The 16,567-nt window shown below is 59.2% G+C and carries 12 protein-coding genes; 8 read left to right on the top strand and 4 right to left on the bottom strand.

All coding sequences use genetic code 11. The features are described 5' to 3' along the window. Positions 1 to 105: 105 nt before the first annotated feature. On the bottom strand, positions 106 to 1,149 hold the full coding sequence (locus CLV83_RS18620; protein ID WP_243642441.1) for a substrate-binding domain-containing protein: 1,044 nt from the start codon (positions 1,147 to 1,149) through the stop codon (positions 106 to 108). A gap of 220 nt (positions 1,150 to 1,369) precedes the next feature. On the opposite strand from CLV83_RS18620, the gene CLV83_RS18615 reads away from it, so the two are divergent. Beyond that, positions 1,370 to 1,777, top strand: a complete 408-nt coding sequence (locus CLV83_RS18615; RefSeq protein ID WP_132296163.1) for an acyl-CoA thioesterase — start codon at positions 1,370 to 1,372, stop codon at positions 1,775 to 1,777. A gap of 121 nt (positions 1,778 to 1,898) precedes the next feature. Here the strand turns inward: CLV83_RS18615 and CLV83_RS18610 are convergent, their stop codons facing one another. After that, the gene (locus tag CLV83_RS18610) at positions 1,899 to 3,233 is read right to left on the bottom strand and encodes a DASS family sodium-coupled anion symporter (RefSeq protein WP_132296160.1); all 1,335 of its coding nucleotides are present in this window, start codon (positions 3,231 to 3,233) and stop codon (positions 1,899 to 1,901) included. 247 nt (positions 3,234 to 3,480) lie between these two features. On the opposite strand from CLV83_RS18610, the gene CLV83_RS18605 reads away from it, so the two are divergent. Together CLV83_RS18605 and CLV83_RS18600 are read left to right on the top strand one after the other, a co-directional pair. Continuing rightward, entirely contained in the window at positions 3,481 to 6,870 is a 3,390-nt protein-coding gene (locus CLV83_RS18605) for a hybrid sensor histidine kinase/response regulator (protein ID WP_132296157.1), read from the top strand. After that, positions 6,867 to 7,778, top strand: a complete 912-nt coding sequence (locus CLV83_RS18600; RefSeq protein ID WP_132296154.1) for a response regulator transcription factor — start codon at positions 6,867 to 6,869, stop codon at positions 7,776 to 7,778. The genes CLV83_RS18605 and CLV83_RS18600 overlap by 4 nt, the downstream gene beginning before the upstream one ends. Positions 7,779 to 7,796: 18 nt before the next feature. On the opposite strand, the gene CLV83_RS18595 is transcribed toward CLV83_RS18600, so the two are convergent. Both CLV83_RS18595 and CLV83_RS18590 read right to left on the bottom strand, forming a co-directional pair. Beyond that, on the bottom strand, positions 7,797 to 9,524 hold the full coding sequence (locus tag CLV83_RS18595; protein WP_132296151.1) for a hypothetical protein: 1,728 nt from the start codon (positions 9,522 to 9,524) through the stop codon (positions 7,797 to 7,799). Between the two features lie 15 nt (positions 9,525 to 9,539). Next, complete coding sequence (locus tag CLV83_RS18590; RefSeq protein ID WP_165900352.1) at positions 9,540 to 10,415, bottom strand: ankyrin repeat domain-containing protein; 876 nt, start codon at positions 10,413 to 10,415, stop codon at positions 9,540 to 9,542. Positions 10,416 to 10,752: 337 nt separating this feature from the next. Here CLV83_RS18590 and urtA point away from each other — a divergent pair, with 337 nt between their 5' ends. The 5 genes from urtA (at position 10,753) to urtE (ending at position 16,404) form a co-directional block, all read left to right on the top strand. Next, on the top strand, positions 10,753 to 11,991 hold the full coding sequence (urtA, locus tag CLV83_RS18585) for an urea ABC transporter substrate-binding protein (RefSeq protein WP_243642450.1): 1,239 nt from the start codon (positions 10,753 to 10,755) through the stop codon (positions 11,989 to 11,991). 128 nt (positions 11,992 to 12,119) lie between these two features. After that, on the top strand, positions 12,120 to 13,721 hold the full coding sequence (urtB, locus tag CLV83_RS18580) for an urea ABC transporter permease subunit UrtB (RefSeq protein WP_132296142.1): 1,602 nt from the start codon (positions 12,120 to 12,122) through the stop codon (positions 13,719 to 13,721). A gap of 3 nt (positions 13,722 to 13,724) precedes the next feature. Further along, complete coding sequence (urtC, locus tag CLV83_RS18575; RefSeq protein WP_132296139.1) at positions 13,725 to 14,885, top strand: urea ABC transporter permease subunit UrtC; 1,161 nt, start codon at positions 13,725 to 13,727, stop codon at positions 14,883 to 14,885. Continuing rightward, a complete protein-coding gene (gene urtD, locus CLV83_RS18570; RefSeq protein WP_132296136.1) occupies positions 14,882 to 15,706 on the top strand; it encodes an urea ABC transporter ATP-binding protein UrtD in 825 nt (274 codons plus the stop codon). Before urtC ends, urtD begins: the two co-directional genes overlap by 4 nt. Continuing rightward, positions 15,706 to 16,404, top strand: coding sequence for an urea ABC transporter ATP-binding subunit UrtE (urtE, locus tag CLV83_RS18565; protein WP_132296133.1), 699 nt, complete (start codon positions 15,706 to 15,708; stop codon positions 16,402 to 16,404). Before urtD ends, urtE begins: the two co-directional genes overlap by 1 nt. The last annotated feature ends 163 nt before the right edge of the window (positions 16,405 to 16,567 follow it).

The raw sequence follows: 16,567 nt of genomic DNA, 5'->3' as shown, positions 1-16,567 counted from the left end.
TGCACGGCTTGAAAAGGAGAGTTTATTTTTCTCGCTCCAGACGTGCAAAAGGGTGTGGGCCTTTAGCAGGACCACACCCTGTGGGACCAGGTTGATCCTGACGTTTTACTGAAGATCTTCGATCGTCAGGTTGGTCAGGTTTTCAGCCTTGTCCATCAGGTTAGCCAGCTGTTCGCGCGGCGGGATGATCAGGCCCACATCCTTGAGGTAGCCGTTCTGGCCCAGAGCGCCGTTGCTGGTGAACTCGTTAACGTATTCCTGGATGCCCGGAACAACACCGATGTGTGCTTTCTTCACGTAGAAGAACAGGGAACGGGCAACCGGGTACTTGTCGGCAGCGATGTCTTCAGCGGTCGGAACCATGCCGTTCAGCTTGGCAGCCTGCAGACGGTCAGCGTTTTCTTCCAGGAAGCTGAAGCCGAATACACCGTACATGCCGTGATCGCTGATTAGTTTCTGTACGATCAGGTTGTCGTTCTCGCCCGCTTCGATGAAGGCGCCGTCTTCACGGATGCTTTCACAGTTCGCTTTGTGATCGTCCTTGCTCAGCTCTGCAGTTTCCGGCAGTTCGTCACAACCAGCAGCCAGAGCCAGCTCGTTGAAAGAGTCGCGGGTACCGGAAGTCGGCGGCGGACCCATTACACGGATCGGCTTGTTCGGCAGGCTGGAGTCAACGTCGCTCCAGTTTTTGTTCGGGTTAGCAACCCACTTGCCGTCAACCGGGATCTTGGCGCCCAGAGCCAGGAACAGCTGTTCCAGGGTGATGTCCAGGTTTTCTGCTTCGTTGGAGCTGGCGATAACGATGCCGTCAGAACCGATGCGGAATTCAGTGATCTCTTCAACGCCGTTGTTCTGGCACAGTTCGAACTCAGAAGTCTTCATGCGACGGGAAGCGTTGGTGATGTCCGGGTGCTGAGTACCGATGCCTGCGCAGAACAGCTTCATGCCACCGCCTGAACCGGTAGATTCCAGCTTCGGAGTGTTGAAGTCAGTGTTGGTACCAAAGCGCTCTGCTACAACAGTCGCGAACGGGTATACAGTGGATGAGCCAACGATGCTGATAGTGTCGCGAGCAACGGCGGCGTTTGCCATACCGAGACCGGATGCAGCGGTCAGTGCGATAGCAAGTGCCTTGTTACGCATAGTCATTCTGATTCCCTCTTAAAACTCTAGTGTTTGAATCGAAGCTTGATAGGGCGGCACTATAGATCTGAAAGATGACTGATTTGTTACAGTCGCCGATTGGGTATAGAGATTTTTTTAATGCCCTCTTTGGTTAATCGTCGAATCGATTATCATAGGGCCAGTTGGTCGCAGGGAGACCCTGGAGGTCGGAGCGAGAGCCAGCTTTATATTAATTGGAGGTGATATGGGAACTGACGAGAACGATCATCTGCTGCGACCGGAAGGCGAACTCAGCCTTCAGCTGCCTGCCGGACATGACGCCGTTAACATGTTTGGCGATGTCTATGGTGGTTGGGTCAGCTCTCAGGCGGTGCTCGCCAGTGAGATCCGTGCAGGTCAGGAAGCCCAGGGCCGTATTGCCACCGTATCGGTGGGTCGCATGACGTTTATGTCTCCGGTGCTACAGGGGACCATTCTTTCCTTCTACACCCGGGTGCTGGAGCGTGGCCACAGCTCGCTGCGCATTGAGGTCGAATGCTGGGGGCTGTGTCCGGATGGCAAGGTGCCGCGCAAGGTCACTGCCTGTGAGTGTGTGCAGGTGGCGATCGATGCGGACGGTCATATCCGTCGTCTGCCGCCGGGAGAGGAGTGACAGCCCTTCGGGACTGTGACTTCAGAAGAGATAACCGCACCGCTGTGGCAGCAGTGCGGTTGGTCAGAGTGACGGGCGGTCGATTACGCCGCCCGGATCTGCAAACCCAGCCTTTCCAGGTTTACAGCATCATCATCGCGGCGCCGGTGATGACAAACGTCATAACCGCGTTCAGCACCACACCCGCCCGCATCATCTGTGACTGAGGCACGGCACCGGAGCCATAAACTATAGCGTTAGGTGGTGTGGCCACCGGCAGCATGAAGGCGCAGGACGCCGCCACGGCGATTACCATCGCCATCACCACTTCCGGCATACCCATGGCGCCGGCGATACCGACGAAGATCGGCACCAGCAGGGCGCTACTGGCGGTATTACTGGCGATCTCGGTGAGCATTACCACAAAGGCCGCAACCACCAGGATAAACAGCACCATCGGCGCGCCGTGCAGCATGTCGCTGATGGAGTTCGCCAGGTAGAGGCTGGTGCCGGTCTCTTTCAGCATGGCGGACAGGGTCAGACCACCGCCGAACAGCAGCAGCACACCCCAGTCGGCGGACTTCTCAACCGCTTTCCAGGTCACCAGTTTCAGCATGCAGAGCATCAGGATAGCGAAGACTGCGACCAGAGCGTCAAAGCCCTTGGTGACGCCCACCAGCTTGGAGATCGGGCTGCTGAACAGCCACAGGCAGACGGTTAGACCGAACACGCCCAGGGTCGCCCACTGTGAGCCACTCAGTTTTTCGTGATCTTCCGCCTGTTCGAAGTGGTGGTTCAGGTCCGGACGCATTACCAGCCAGAGGATCAGGATCATCAGCGGGAAGGCGACGATCACGATCGGCAGGCCGATCTTCAGCCAGTCAAGGAAGGTCAAGCCAACGGCGGCGGCCGCGATGGCGTTGGGCGGGCTGCCGACCATGGTGCCGATACCGCCGATGCTGGCGGAGTAAGCCAGACCCAGCAGGATAAACCAGTAGGTGCGCTTGTTACCTTCATAGGGCAGCTGCTTCAGCAGACCCAGTACCAGCGGCAGCATCATCGCGGTGGTGGCGGTGTTGGAGATCCACATCGAAAGACCCGCTGCGGTCAGGAACAGCAGCATCGCCGCAGCACCGAGGCGCCCGCGGGCGATCCGCAGCACATGGGTAGAGATGTAGCGGTCCAGCCCCTGCTCATTCAGCGCAGCGGCCAGCGCAAAGCCACCCAGGAACAGGAAGATGATCGGGTTGGCGAAGTTCTTCAGCGCATCTGCCGTCGAAAATATGCCGGTTAATACCGCCAGAACCGGTATCAGCAGTGCGGTCACCGTAATGTGGAAGGTTTCTGTCATCCACAGGATTGCGACCAGCGCCAGGACGGCCAGGCCGGTACGCAGGGCCGGGTCAAACGGCGTCAGGAAGTAGATCGCGGCTGCGACGAGCACGGCGATCAGGAAGGTGATTTTGCTGCCGGGCACGGTAAAACTCCTTTGAAAACGAATTGGGCTTGCCGGTCGGGTGGAGGGAGGATTCTACAGCGCTCTCTGTAGCACAACCAGTATTGCCGCACGTATAGACGGGGTATATCGTTTTTAGTAGATGCTTATATATAGATGAAGAAAGCACCTGTCGCCGGAGCGGGCTTCCTTTATGATGTAAGATCGTCATTTTTACCGGCGGGCGAGGTTTGATGTCCGGCGGCGAATCGGGGAAGTTTGCACCGGCATGAGCGCGACGCAACGCATATACAAGGTCAGGCGCCGCTACAACAAATGGGTGGCGGATCAGACGCTGGAAGATTTCGCCCTCAGGTTTACTGCCCGCCAGGGTCGCAAGATGAGCATCGAGCGCGTGGCGATGACAGCGCTTGGCGCGACCGCGTTTCTGGCGCTGGAGGGTATCGCCGCGGCCGTGACCCTGGCCTACGGTTTCACCAATACGCTGGTCGCCATCCTGGTGGTCTGCTCGCTCTTCTTTGTGACCGGCGTACCGATCGTCTACCACGCCGCCAAAAACGGCCTGGATATCGATCTGCTTACCCGCGGGGCCGGCTTTGGTTACCTGGGCTCCACCATCACCTCGCTGATCTACGCCAGTTTCACCTTTATCTTCTTTGCCATTGAGGCGGCTATTCTGGCCGCCGCGCTGAAAGCGCTGTTCGGTATTCCGATGGCGCTGGGGTATCTGCTCAGTGCCATCGCGGTGATCCCGGTGGTGACCCACGGTATCACCGCCATCAGTCGTTTCCAGGTGGGAACCCAGCCGATCTGGCTGCTGTTGCAGGTCAGTGCTCTGGGACTGGTGATCGTGCATGAATCGGAGCGTTACGAGGGCTGGACCGCCTTCGTGCCACGCGGCCTAGAGCATGGCGCAGGCTTTGACCTGATGCTATTCGGCGCCGCGGCGTCGGTGTTTTTCGCCATGGTGGCGCAGATCGGCGAGCAGGTGGACTACCTGCGCTTCATGCCGGAGAAAACCCGTGAGAACCGCAAGCGCTGGTGGTTCTGGATGCTGCTCTCCGGGCCGGGCTGGGTGGTGATCGGTGTCATCAAGATGCTGCTGGGCTCGTTCCTGGCCTACCTGATCTTCTCTGAAACCGCCTCTTTTGTGGCGGCAACGGACCCCACGTTGATGTATCAGCGGGTGTTCAATTATCTGACCCACTCGGAAGGGGCCGCGTTGCTGATTGCCGGAGTGATGGTGATTATCTCGCAGATGAAGATCAACCTGACTAACGCCTATGCCGGATCCATCGCCTGGTCCAACTTCTTCTCGCGGCTGACTCATAACCACCCCGGCCGTGTGGTCTGGCTGGTGTTTAACGTGACCATCGCGCTGATCCTGATGGAGCTGGGGATCTACCAGGCGCTGGAAGCGATTCTCGGGGTTTTTGCCATCGTTGCGGTGAGCTGGCTGGGTTCACTGTCGGCGGATCTGATGATCAACAAGCCGCTGGGGCTGAGCCCGAAAAAGGTAGAGTTCAAACGCTCCCACCTTTATGACGTAAACCCGGTGGGCGTGGGCTCCATGGCCACGGCCGTATTGATCGGTTTGCTCGCTTATCTCGGCCTTTTCGGCGAAGTTGCCCGCACACTGAGTCACTTTATCAGCCTTGGTGTTTGTTTTGTCATGGTGCCGTTGATCGGCTGGGCCACCGGCGGACGTTATTACCTCGCCAGGGACTCGCTGACCCTGGAACTTTTGCCCGAGGGCAAGGCGAACCGCCACACCTGCGGGGTCTGCGAAAATCAGTTTGAACATGAGGATATGAGCTACTGCCCGGCCTATGAACTGCCGATCTGCTCGCTCTGCTGCTCGCTGGACTCTCGCTGTCTCGATAGTTGCAAACCCGAGGCGCGTTTTGGTCATCAGGTGGTGGGTTTCCTGCGGCTGTTCTTCTCACCGAAGTGGATTCGTCGGATCGATTCCCGTCTCGGACGCTTTGTCAGCCTGTTGTTGACCGTCACGCTGCTGCTGGCGGGGTTGATGGCGATCGTCTACCGGCAGATGGACCCGGTGACACCGCAGATGGCGCAGTTGCTGGCGCAGGCGCTGATAACGTTGTTTTTCGTACTGTTGATCGTTGCCGGTGTGGTGACCTGGTTGTTCCTGCTGGCCCATGAGAGTCGGGTGGTGGCGCAGCAGGAATCCAACCGGCAGACGCTGAAGCTGCTGCAGGAGATCGAGGCCCACGAAGAGACCGACCGGGAGCTGCAGGCGGCGAAAGAGGTGGCTGAGCGCGCCAGTGAAGCCAAAAGCCGTTACATGAGCGGAATCAGCCACGAGCTGCGAACGCCGCTACAGTCGATCATCGGTTATGCACAACTGATCCAGGGCCGCGATTCGCTGGAGAAGGCCGATAGCGAAGGGCTTAAAATTATCCACAGGAGCGGGCAGTACCTGGCGGATCTGATCGAGGGGCTGCTGGATATCTCCCGCATCGAGGCGGGCAGGCTGGAGCTCTGCCGCGGCCCGGTGCTGCTGCCGGAGCTGATCGTGCAGCTGGAGCAGATGTTTGCCTTTCAGGCGGCGCAGAAAGGGGTGAACTTTATCTCCGAGGTGCCGGAACGTCTGCCCCAGGTGGTGATGACCGATGAAAAGCGGTTGCGGCAGATTCTGATTAACCTGCTTTCCAATGCGGTGAAGTACACCCCACAGGGCGAAGTACGCTTCCGGCTGAGATACCGCAACCAGGTGGCGGAGTTTGTGATCGAGGATACCGGGGTCGGGATCGACAAAGCCGACCTGGAGCGGGTGTTCGATCCGTTCGAGCGGGTGCGCACCGCCTCCACGGCGGATCTGCCGGGCAGTGGTTTGGGGCTGACCATTGTCAAGCTGCTCACCGAGATCATGGGTGGCGACCTCCAGGCTACCAGTACGCCTGGTGAGGGTAGCCGTTTCAAGGTATCGCTGATGCTGCCCTGGGTGGATACGCCGGCGGCCGTGGCGGTGCAGGAACCAGTCATCGGCTATGCCGGTGAGCGTAAAACGTTTTGTGTGGTGGATGATGATCCTGTGTTGCGCGGCCTGCTCTCCGATATGCTGCAACCTCTGGGCTTTAAAGTTTACGAGGCGCGCAGTGCTCAGGCCTGCCTGGAGTTGATAGAGGAGGTCAAACCGGACCTGTACCTGCTCGATATATCGATGCCGGGAATGAATGGCCTGGATCTGGCGGCCGAGCTGCGCCGCCAGGGTCATTCAGAGCCGATTCTGATGCTCTCCGCCGATGTACAGGAGCAGCGTCGTCAGCCAGCGGGCAGCGCCGTGTATGACGATTACCTGGTGAAGCCGGTGAGTAGTCAGCTGCTGTTGGACCGGATTGGCCATTTTTTAAAGCTGGATTGGGCCCGCAAACAGGCGAAAGCGCCTGAGCCGGTGAAGGCTGAGACCTTGGTGCCGCTGACCTCAGCGGCCGGCGAGGAGGTTCCGGATCATCCGCTGGTCCGTGAGCTGCGCGGCTATGCGGAGATCGGCTATCGCCGCGGTGTGCGGCAGGTATTGGAGCAGATTCAGCAGGCTGAGCTGCTCAGCAGCGCGCAGCTGGCGCACCTGACACAGTTATCTGATGGAATGCAGTTCGGCCGGCTGGCCGAATATCTGGGGCAGGCCAAATGAGTGAATGGAGTGAACGACAGGATCTGGTGCTGGTGGTCGACGATGCGCCGGACGCCCTGAGTCTGATCAACGATACGCTGGAAGTCGCGGGGCTCGACGTGCTGGTGGCGCTGGAGGGGCGGCAGGCACTGAGCATCGCCCGGCGCATGCGGCCCGATATCATCCTGCTGGACGCGATGATGCCGCATATGAACGGCTTCGAAACCTGCGAGGCGCTGAAGGCGGACCCGGATCTCTGCGCGATACCGGTAATTTTCATGACCGGCCTGACCGATACCCAGGATGTGGTGCGCGGCCTCGACGCCGGTGGCGTCGACTATCTCACCAAGCCGATCAATCCGGATGAGCTGCTGGCGCGGATGCGGGTGCACCTGAGCAACGCGCGAATGACGCAAAACGCCTACTCTGCGCTGGATACCACCGGCCAGCATCTGATCACCGTAACGGCGGAAGGGCGTTTCGGCTGGGCTACGCCCCAGGCTCATGCGCTGCTGGCCAGAGCCGATGTGGATGAGAGCCGGGTGCGTGACAAACTGGAGCCGCAGCTGGCGCAGTGGTTACAGAGCATACCGGGGCTGAATGAAAGGCTGTCGCTGAAAGGCCTGCCCCAGCCGCTGGCGGTGCGCCTGGTGAGCCGCCAGGAGAACGGCGATTACCTGCTCAAGCTGGTGGATGAGTCAGACGGCACGGGCCCGACGCTGTTGCAGGCCCGCCTGGATCTGACACCACGCGCCGCCGAAGTGCTCTACTGGGTTGCCAACGGCAAAACCAACAAGGAGATCGGCGAGATCCTCGGCATGAGCCCGCGCACGGTGAACAAGCACCTTGAGCTGGTCTATCCGGTACTGGGTGTGGAAAACCGCACCGCTGCAGCGGGAGTGGCGCTGCGGATACTCGTCAGCGATTAAGCCTCTGTTGCAGCGAGCTTACTGGCTGACCGAACCAAGACACTTCCTGCCGTATTGCCCCCAGTTCGCTACGCCGTAATCGTTTTCACACTTGGCGATGCACTGGCCCATGCTGGCGAAAGTGCCGAGGCCCGATGCCCACCACTGCAGCGGAGTGCCGGTTCTGGCGCCGACCTGACGACAGAGTTCTGCCAGGCTGTCGGCGCAGTTTGGGCCGGAACAGGCGCTGCTGCCGTTATTTTCCTCCCTGAACCCTATGCAGCCAGCCGTAACTGCGGTACCCGAGCGTTCGGTGGTACAAACCGCGTAGCGGCTGCTGGCGAGGGATTGAGCCTGGGCGACCGCCCTGGGCTGGGCCGCTTGAGCCTGAGTGCCAGACGCCGCCGGCATACCGGAGCCGATGTTGCTGTCTATCTGAGGTGAGGAGTATTGCGGTATCGATGAGGTCAGAGCGCTGCCCATGCTGGAGGCCCAGTCTTCACCGTTTTCGATACTCTGGGTGACGTTGAAGGCGTTTTGCGCAGCCTGCTCGGCAGACAGGCTGCCGTTGGCGACCGCTCCTGTCTGCAGCAGCACTGTCGCAACACCGGCGAAAAATGCCGAGTTGGAGCGATCTTCCGCTTCCTGCTGTTGTTGCGCGATCATCTGGCGGCGCTCTTCCTGCCAGGCCGCGATCCGTTTTTCCATGCCCTCATCCAGGTCGTCGACCCTTTCGTTCAGATGCACGACCCGGGTCAGCAGGTTGTTGAGAAGGTCGGAGTTGGCCGGCTGCTCCTGGCGGGCCTGTTGCCACTCGGTACAGGCTGCGTAGCGCTGCTGTTCGGTTTCGTTGGCCTTGGCAAGCAGGGATTCGGCCGGTAGCTGGTAACAGCCGCTGTTGCCCAGTGAACATGTACAGGCTTTCTGCATCTGGTCGTTGAAGTAGTTCAGATCGACGCTCAGCTCCTCCATTGCCATCTGTTCCCGCCCCTCAAAGACGCTGTCGAGGCTTACAGAGCCGCTGGTGGCATCCTGGGCGCGTTTGGCGGGTTGCTCGAGCGCCAGGCTGGCATCGAGGGAACCCGCGCTGGGTTGGGCTGCCGGTTGGGCAGAGGTCTCAGGAGTGCCCAGCATCGAATCAAGGCTGAGACCGCCCGTTGCCGGTTGGCTGTTGTTGGCGGTGCCGGATGTGCCACCGCCAGCCATCAGCTGGTCCAGGGACATGCCGTTGTTCTGTGGCTTGGCTTGAGGCAGGGCACGAGGCCAGCTCTTGAACCAGCTTTCGATACAGCCGTAGCGGCCGCCGCAATACTGTTCCACCTGCTTGTAGTCACTGAGGCTGATCGGGTGCCCGGCGGAGTAGGCGCGGTTACGCACCTGCTCACACATCCAGTCGTTACAGTCGCTGTGACGATAGAGATCCGCGTTATAGCCGCTCAGGTATTTGATCCGGTATTCAGGGTCCTGACGGTAATCTAGGCTGCTGTTCTGGCGTTTGAGTTCTGCATATGCAGACCGGTTCTGCCCCAGGGTGCGTACCGTCTGACAGAAGGGCGAGCTTTCATTGAGCCAGTCTCTGGCATCGGAGAGAAAGTCGGGCAGGGCATCGACCATGTAGCCGTGACAGGCGCTGCGGATACTGAGGTCCAGCTGCTTCTCGAACGCCTCGGTGCTCAGCTCTGCCCGGGCCGGTAGACTGAACAGGCCTGCCAGCAGCAGGCACAGTGCCAGCAGGGTTGTATTCAACGGGAGTGCTTTGCTGAACATCTGGCCTCCTTGCCGTTAAAGCCTGGACTCAGCCTGGTTGATCAGCTGCAGCGCTGGGGTGTAGTGAGTGGCGCCCGACCCCTGCTGGTTAACGTAGCGATAGAGTTTTTCCAGCGCTCGCTGCGGCTGGTTGGTTCTCAGCAGTGCTTCGCCATAGAAGTAGTTGAACGATGGATCGATTGCCGTAGGCAGTGCCTCAAGCTTAGGGAAGATCTCCAGCGCTTTCTGATAATCCTGCTGTTTCAGGTAGTTGGAGAGCTGCAGCATATATTTGTCGCGACGCACACTAACCGGCAGCTGTGCCTCCATGGCATCCAGAGCAGCCTGCTTCTGCGCTTCTGCCTGCAGGGTTTGCAGCTGCGCCTGTGCCTCTTGTTCATACAGTGAACCGGGGTGGTCGCGCAAAAACTGCTGGTAAGCCGTAACGCTGTTGCTGTTTTTCGTTGCTTCCCAGTCGGTGAGTGCGGATTCGTACCTGGTCAGTAGTTCAACCATTGCGGGTTGGCCCTCTGCTCTGGCGAGTTCAAGGGGGGTCATGTTCTCACGGTTACGAATGCTCAGGTCAGCGCCGTGGGCCATCAAAAGCTTGGCGATTTCAATTGAGCCCACCGCTGCTGCAGAGTGCAGTGCGGTCTTGGATCGGTAGCCTTCAGCATTACCGAAGTTGACCTTGGCACCTTTATCCAAAAGGTAACGTGCCATTTCCATATTGTTTGTAAGGGCTGCGGCGCAAAGCGGCGTACCGTCAAAATCGAGTTCGTTTAGATTACCGCTCTGAGCTAGCTGCCGCTTGGCCAGCTCATTACGCTCCAGGGCGATGTTCTGATGGGGAGTAAATGAACAAGCTCCCAATAGAAGGGCGAGGCAGACGATCACCAGCGGTTTCAACATGACTCTATTCCATGACAGTAATGTGAGTAAAGAGACTAGTTTTTTTAACAGATAGCTGCAAGTTAACCGTATCTTTTGCATGTTCGCCTAACTTGTCTGCAGAGATTGGATGCAGTGATACGCAGGGTTTTTCACGATTTTGCCACCGCGCTGAACGCCCACTACGTCAAATGACGTAGTCCACTGCGTCATTACGCGCATACCGCGCAATAAGAGTGGGAAGAATAATCGGTCCTGTGCTGAGAACTTTTCATCTAATCCCAAGGGGGTTCATGCAATGAAGATCAAATCACTGGCCGCAAGTGTCGCTCTGACCGTTGGTGCAGCTGGCTTTTCCATGGCGGCCTGGGCCGCGGATCCGATCAAGGTAGGTATCCTGCACTCTCTGTCTGGCACCATGGCTATCAGTGAGTCCACACTGAAAGACACCATGCTGATGCTGATTGAAGAGCAGAATGAGAAAGGCGGTCTGCTGGGTCGCGAACTGGAGCCGGTGGTTGTGGACCCCGCTTCAAACTGGCCGCTGTTTGCCGAGAAGGCGCGTGAGCTGCTGGCCAAGGAAGAAGTCGACGTGATCTTCGGTAACTGGACCTCGGTTTCCCGTAAGTCCGTACTGCCGGTGGTTGAAGAGCTGAACGGCCTGCTGTTTTACCCGGTTCAGTACGAAGGCGAAGAATCCTCTGAAAACGTGTTCTACACCGGTGCAGCGCCTAACCAGCAGGCGATCCCGGCGGTGGATTACCTGATGAACGAGATCGGTGTTGAGCGCTGGGTACTGGCCGGTACCGACTACGTCTACCCGCGTACCACCAACAAGATCCTGGAAACTTACCTCAAGGACCACGGTGTTGCCGAAGAAGACATCATGATCAACTACACGCCGTTCGGTCACTCCAACTGGCAGTCTATCGTGGCGGACATCAAGGAGTTCGGTAGTCAGGGCAAGAAGACCGCCGTGGTTTCCACTATCAATGGCGATGCCAACGTACCGTTCTACCGCGAACTGGGTAACCAGGGCATCTCAGCTTCCGATATCCCGGTCGTCGCCTTCTCCGTGGGTGAGCAGGAACTCTCCGGTATCGATACCGGACCGCTGGTGGGTCACCTGGCCGCCTGGAACTACTTCATGAGCGTGGATGCCGACGCCAACTACGACTTCATCGATCAGTGGGTTGCGTACAAGGATGACGAAAACGCCGTCACCAACGACCCGATGGAAGCGCACTACATCGGTTTCAACATGTGGACTGAGGCGGTCAAGAAAGCCGGTACCACCGACGTTGATGCGGTCAAAGACGCGATCATCGGCGTTTCTGTACCGAACCTGACCGGTGGTTACGCCACCATGATGCCGAACCATCACATCACCAAGCCGGTGCTGATCGGTGAGATCCAGGACAACGGCCAGTTCTCCGTAGTCTGGGAAACCCCGTCCACCGTGGCTGGCGATGCCTGGTCCGACTTCCTGCCGGGTTCCAAGGACCTGATCAGCGATTGGCGTAAGCCGCTGTTCTGCGGTAACTACAACGTGGTCGAAAAGACCTGCGGTGGTGCCGAAAAAGTCGCTTCCAACTGAGGAGCGGCTGATTAACCGGCTGCAATAGCGATACCCGCGGGCGCCGGCCGATACCGGCCCGGTGCCTGCGCCCTCCGTCCCGTCTGGGACAGATCCATTTCGAATTAACTCAAAGATAGGATGCAACCATGAGGATCACCCGGTCGCTCAGACTGCTTCTGACTGCCTGTCTGCTCTCCCTGTTTGCGTTTTCCGCCCAGGCGGACGATGCGCAGGCGCAATCCCTTTTACAGCAGTTGGCCGATGTGCCCAACGCTAAAAAGGGTGACATCATCAGTGAAATCGCGGCCAGCGGCGACGAACGTGCGCGGCAATGGCTGGAAGCCTTCTCTGATGGCAAGCTGGCACGCAACGAAGAGACCGGTGCGTTTGTCATCGTGCTGACCAACCGCGGCCGCAACTGGACCGTGGCTGATGCACTGACTGGCGAAGAGCTCGGCGAAGTCTCCCGGCGTGACCTGGACAGCATCCGTATCAACAACTCTCTGCGTAGCGAGCTTGATGGCATTCTGTCTGTCATCGACCTGACCGTGGAGGATCCGGCGAAGCGACTGGCCGCCGCCCGCGACCTGCGTGGCAGCGTCGGCGAAAGCCAGATCAAGCGCATCAGCGACATCATGAACGCTGAAGAGAACGCCGAGGTAAAAGCCGCGCTGCAGGAAGCTGTGGCGATCTACCGTGTTGTCGAGCAGGGTGACCTGGCCTCGGTGGAAGTTCTGTCCGGCAGCCTGAATTCCGATGCCCGCGCGGCATTGAACAGCGCCGCCAACAGCGATAACGCCGAACTGGCCGCTGCGGCCAAGCAGGCGCTGGAGAGCATCGAGCAGAAGCTGAAGATCAACGATGCGGCGAAGACGCTCTACTTCGGTATCTCGCTGGGTTCGGTGCTGGTGCTGGCCGCGATCGGTTTGGCGATCACCTTCGGTGTCATGGGTGTTATCAACATGGCCCACGGTGAGTTGATCATGCTCGGTGCCTATACCACCTGGGGCATGCAGCAGTTGCTGCCGGGCCAGCCGGGTCTGGCGCTGATACTTTCTATCCCCGCCGGTTTCCTGGTGGCCGCGCTGGCCGGTGTGGCGATCGAGCGTAGCGTTATCCAGCACCTCAAGGGGCGTCCGCTGGAAACCCTGCTGGCGACCTTCGGTATCAGCCTGATTCTGCAGCAGCTGGTCCGTACCGTCATCTCTCCGCTGAACCGCACCGTGATTACGCCGGAGTGGATGAGTGGCTCCATCATGATCAACGAAGGCCTGAGCCTGACGCTGAACCGCCTCTACATCATCGGCTTTGCGCTGGTGGTGTTCTTCGGCCTGATGCTGATCATGCGCAAGACCCGTCTCGGCTTGGAAGTGCGCGCCGTAACCCAGAACCGCGCCATGGCGCGCTCCATGGGGATCAAGGCGACCCGCGTCGATATTATGACCTTTGCCCTGGGCTCCGGTGTGGCCGGTCTTGCCGGCGTGGCGCTGTCACAGATCACCAACGTGGGTCCGAACCTGGGCCAGAACTACATCATCGACTCCTTCATGGTGGTGGTATTCGGCGGTGTGGGTAACCTCTGGGGCACCCTGGTGGCGGGTTTGACCCTCGGCACCATCAACCAGCTGCTGGAACCCTGGGCGGGCGCCGTTCTCGCCAAGATCCTGGTACTGGTGTTCATCATCCTGTTCATTCAGAAACGCCCGCGCGGACTCTTCCCGCAGAAGGGCCGTGCGGCGGAGGGTTGATCCATGGCGCATGCAGTTAATTACAGCCAGTCCTGGTTGACCCGACCGTTCACCGAACGCTCCACCCTGACCTTCCTCGGCGTGCTGCTGGGTGCGGTGGCGCTGGTAACCTTCCTTAACCTGGCGATGCCGCAGGACAGCGCACTGCACGTCAGCACCTACACCGTCACGTTGATGGGCAAGTACCTCTGCTACGCGCTGCTGGCGGTGGCGGTGGATCTGGTCTGGGGGTATCTCGGTATCCTCAGCCTTGGCCACGGCGCCTTCTTTGCCCTGGGCGGTTACGCCATGGGCATGTACCTGATGCGCCAGATCGGTGATCGCGGTGTTTACGGTAACCCGGATCTGCCCGACTTCATGGTGTTCCTGAACTGGCAGGAGCTGCCCTGGTACTGGTCCGGCTTCGATATGGCCTGGTTCGCCTTCATCATGGTGCTGCTGGCGCCGGGCATCCTCGCTTTCGTCTTCGGTTACCTGGCGTTCCGCTCCCGCGTGACCGGCGTTTACCTGTCGATCATCACCCAGGCGCTGACCTTCGCACTGATGCTGGCCTTCTTCCGCAACGAGATGGGCTTTGGCGGCAACAACGGTCTGACCGACTTCATGGATATCCTCGGTTTCGATCTGCGTACCGACGGCGCCCGACTCGGCCTGTTTATCGCCTCCGGTATTGCGCTGGCGCTGGGTTACATCATCTGCCGCGCCATCGTCGGTTCCAAGCTGGGCCGCGTCAGCGTGGCCTGCCGTGATGCCGAAGCGCGGACACGCTTTATCGGCTATCGCGTAGAGCGGGTACAGCTGTTCGTATTCGTGGTATCTGCAATGTTAGCGGGTGTGGCCGGTGCGCTGTATGTGCCCCAGGTCGGCATCATCAACCCCAGCGAATTCTCGCCGCTGTTCTCCATCGAAGTGGTGGTCTGGGTGGCCCTGGGTGGTCGTGCAACGCTGTATGGCGCAGTGATCGGTGCGCTGATCGTCAACTACGCCAAGACCGTGTTTACCGGTGTGATGCCGGACGCCTGGCTGTTCGCCCTCGGCGCCCTGTTCGTGCTGGTGACCGTGTTCCTGCCGAAAGGGATTGCCGGTCTGTTTGCAAACCTGGGTAAAAAGAAAAAAGCGGATAGCCCCGCCAGCGGCGGTACTGAACAGGAGGCTACGGCATGAACCTGATGACGGAGCTGACCCGTCGTGACCGGGTCTTTGATTTCCTCGCGCCGACGCAATCCCCGGTGGATGTGCGCCACGGCCCGATCCTCTACCTGGAAGGCGTGAGCGTGAGCTTCGACGGCTTCAAGGCGATCAACAATCTGAACCTGACCATCGATGATGGCGAACTGCGCTGCATCATCGGCCCCAACGGTGCCGGTAAAACCACCATGATGGATATCATCACCGGTAAAACCACGCCGGATGAGGGCTCGGTCTGGTTCGGCAGCCGCCACAACCTGCTGACTATGAACGAGCCGGAGATTGCCACCCTCGGTATCGGCCGCAAGTTCCAGAAACCAACGGTGTTCGAGGCGCTGACAGTGTTCGAAAACCTGGAGCTTTCCATGGCCGCGGACAAGCGGGTGCTGCCATCGCTGCGTTCGCGCCTGGCCGGTGAGCATTATGACCGTATCGATGAAGTGCTCGGGATCATCGGCCTCAAGGCGCTGGAAACACGCCAGGCCGGTATTCTCTCCCACGGCCAGAAACAGTGGCTCGAGATCGGCATGCTGCTGATGCAGAAGCCGCGTCTGCTGCTGGTGGATGAGCCGGTGGCTGGTATGACCGAGCAGGAGATGGAACGCACCGCCGAGCTGCTCACTGGCCTGGCCGGCAAGCAGTCGGTGGTGGTGGTTGAACACGATATGGGTTTTGTCCGCTCCATCGCCCGCAAGGTGACTGTGCTGCACCAGGGCAGTGTACTGGCCGAGGGCAGCATGGATCAGGTCTCCGCAGACCCGGAGGTTATCAAGGTGTATCTGGGAGAGGATGACTGATGCTGAACATTGAACAACTCAATCAGTTTTACGGCGAAAGCCACACGCTCTGGGATCTGAACCTTGAGATTCCCAAGGGGCAGTGTCTCTGTGTCATGGGCCGTAACGGCGTGGGTAAAACCACGCTGATGAAGTGCATCATGGGCGAAGAGTCGGTGAAAAGCGGCTCGATCAAGCTGGAAGACGGCGCCGAGCTTACCAAGCTCAGCATCGAACAGCGCTCCCGCCACGGCATCGGCTACGTGCCCCAGGGACGGCAGATCTTCCCGATGCTGACGGTGGAGGAGAACTTGCGTACCGGTCTGGCGGTGCGTAAGGATGGCCTGAAAACCATCCCCGAGCGTATCTACGAACTTTTCCCGGTGCTCAAGGAGATGAAAAACCGCCGTGGCGGCGACCTCTCCGGCGGTCAGCAACAGCAACTGGCGATCGGACGTGCGTTGGTGATCGAACCGAAGCTGTTGATTCTGGATGAGCCCGGCGAGGGGATTCAGCCCAACATCGTGGCCCAGATCGGCGAGGTTATCCGCCGCCTGATGGAGGAGGATGGACTCACCGTTATCCTCGTAGAGCAAAAATTGCCCTTCGCACGTAAATACGCCGACAGCTTCGCCATCCTCGACCGTGGCCGCATCATGGCAGCGGACAGCATGGATAAGTTGAGTGATGAGCTGATTCGTCAGTATCTGGCGGTGTGATCCTGAAGCCTGCACCGTTCATGGAAACGTCTTAAACAGTACTGCATATATCGATGCAGGTTTCACCTGCTGGCGAGTTAAGGGCCTTGTAACGGACAAGGCCCTTAACAATCCCAAGCCGCCCCTGCCGTTTGGTCGGCTGCGCCGACTGCCCTGTGCTTCT

It is taken from the genome of Marinobacterium mangrovicola (assembly GCF_004339595.1).
In the GTDB taxonomy this organism is placed as follows: Bacteria; Pseudomonadota; Gammaproteobacteria; order Pseudomonadales; family Balneatricaceae; genus Marinobacterium_D; species Marinobacterium_D mangrovicola.
This window is presented reverse-complemented; position numbering and strand designations above follow the sequence as displayed.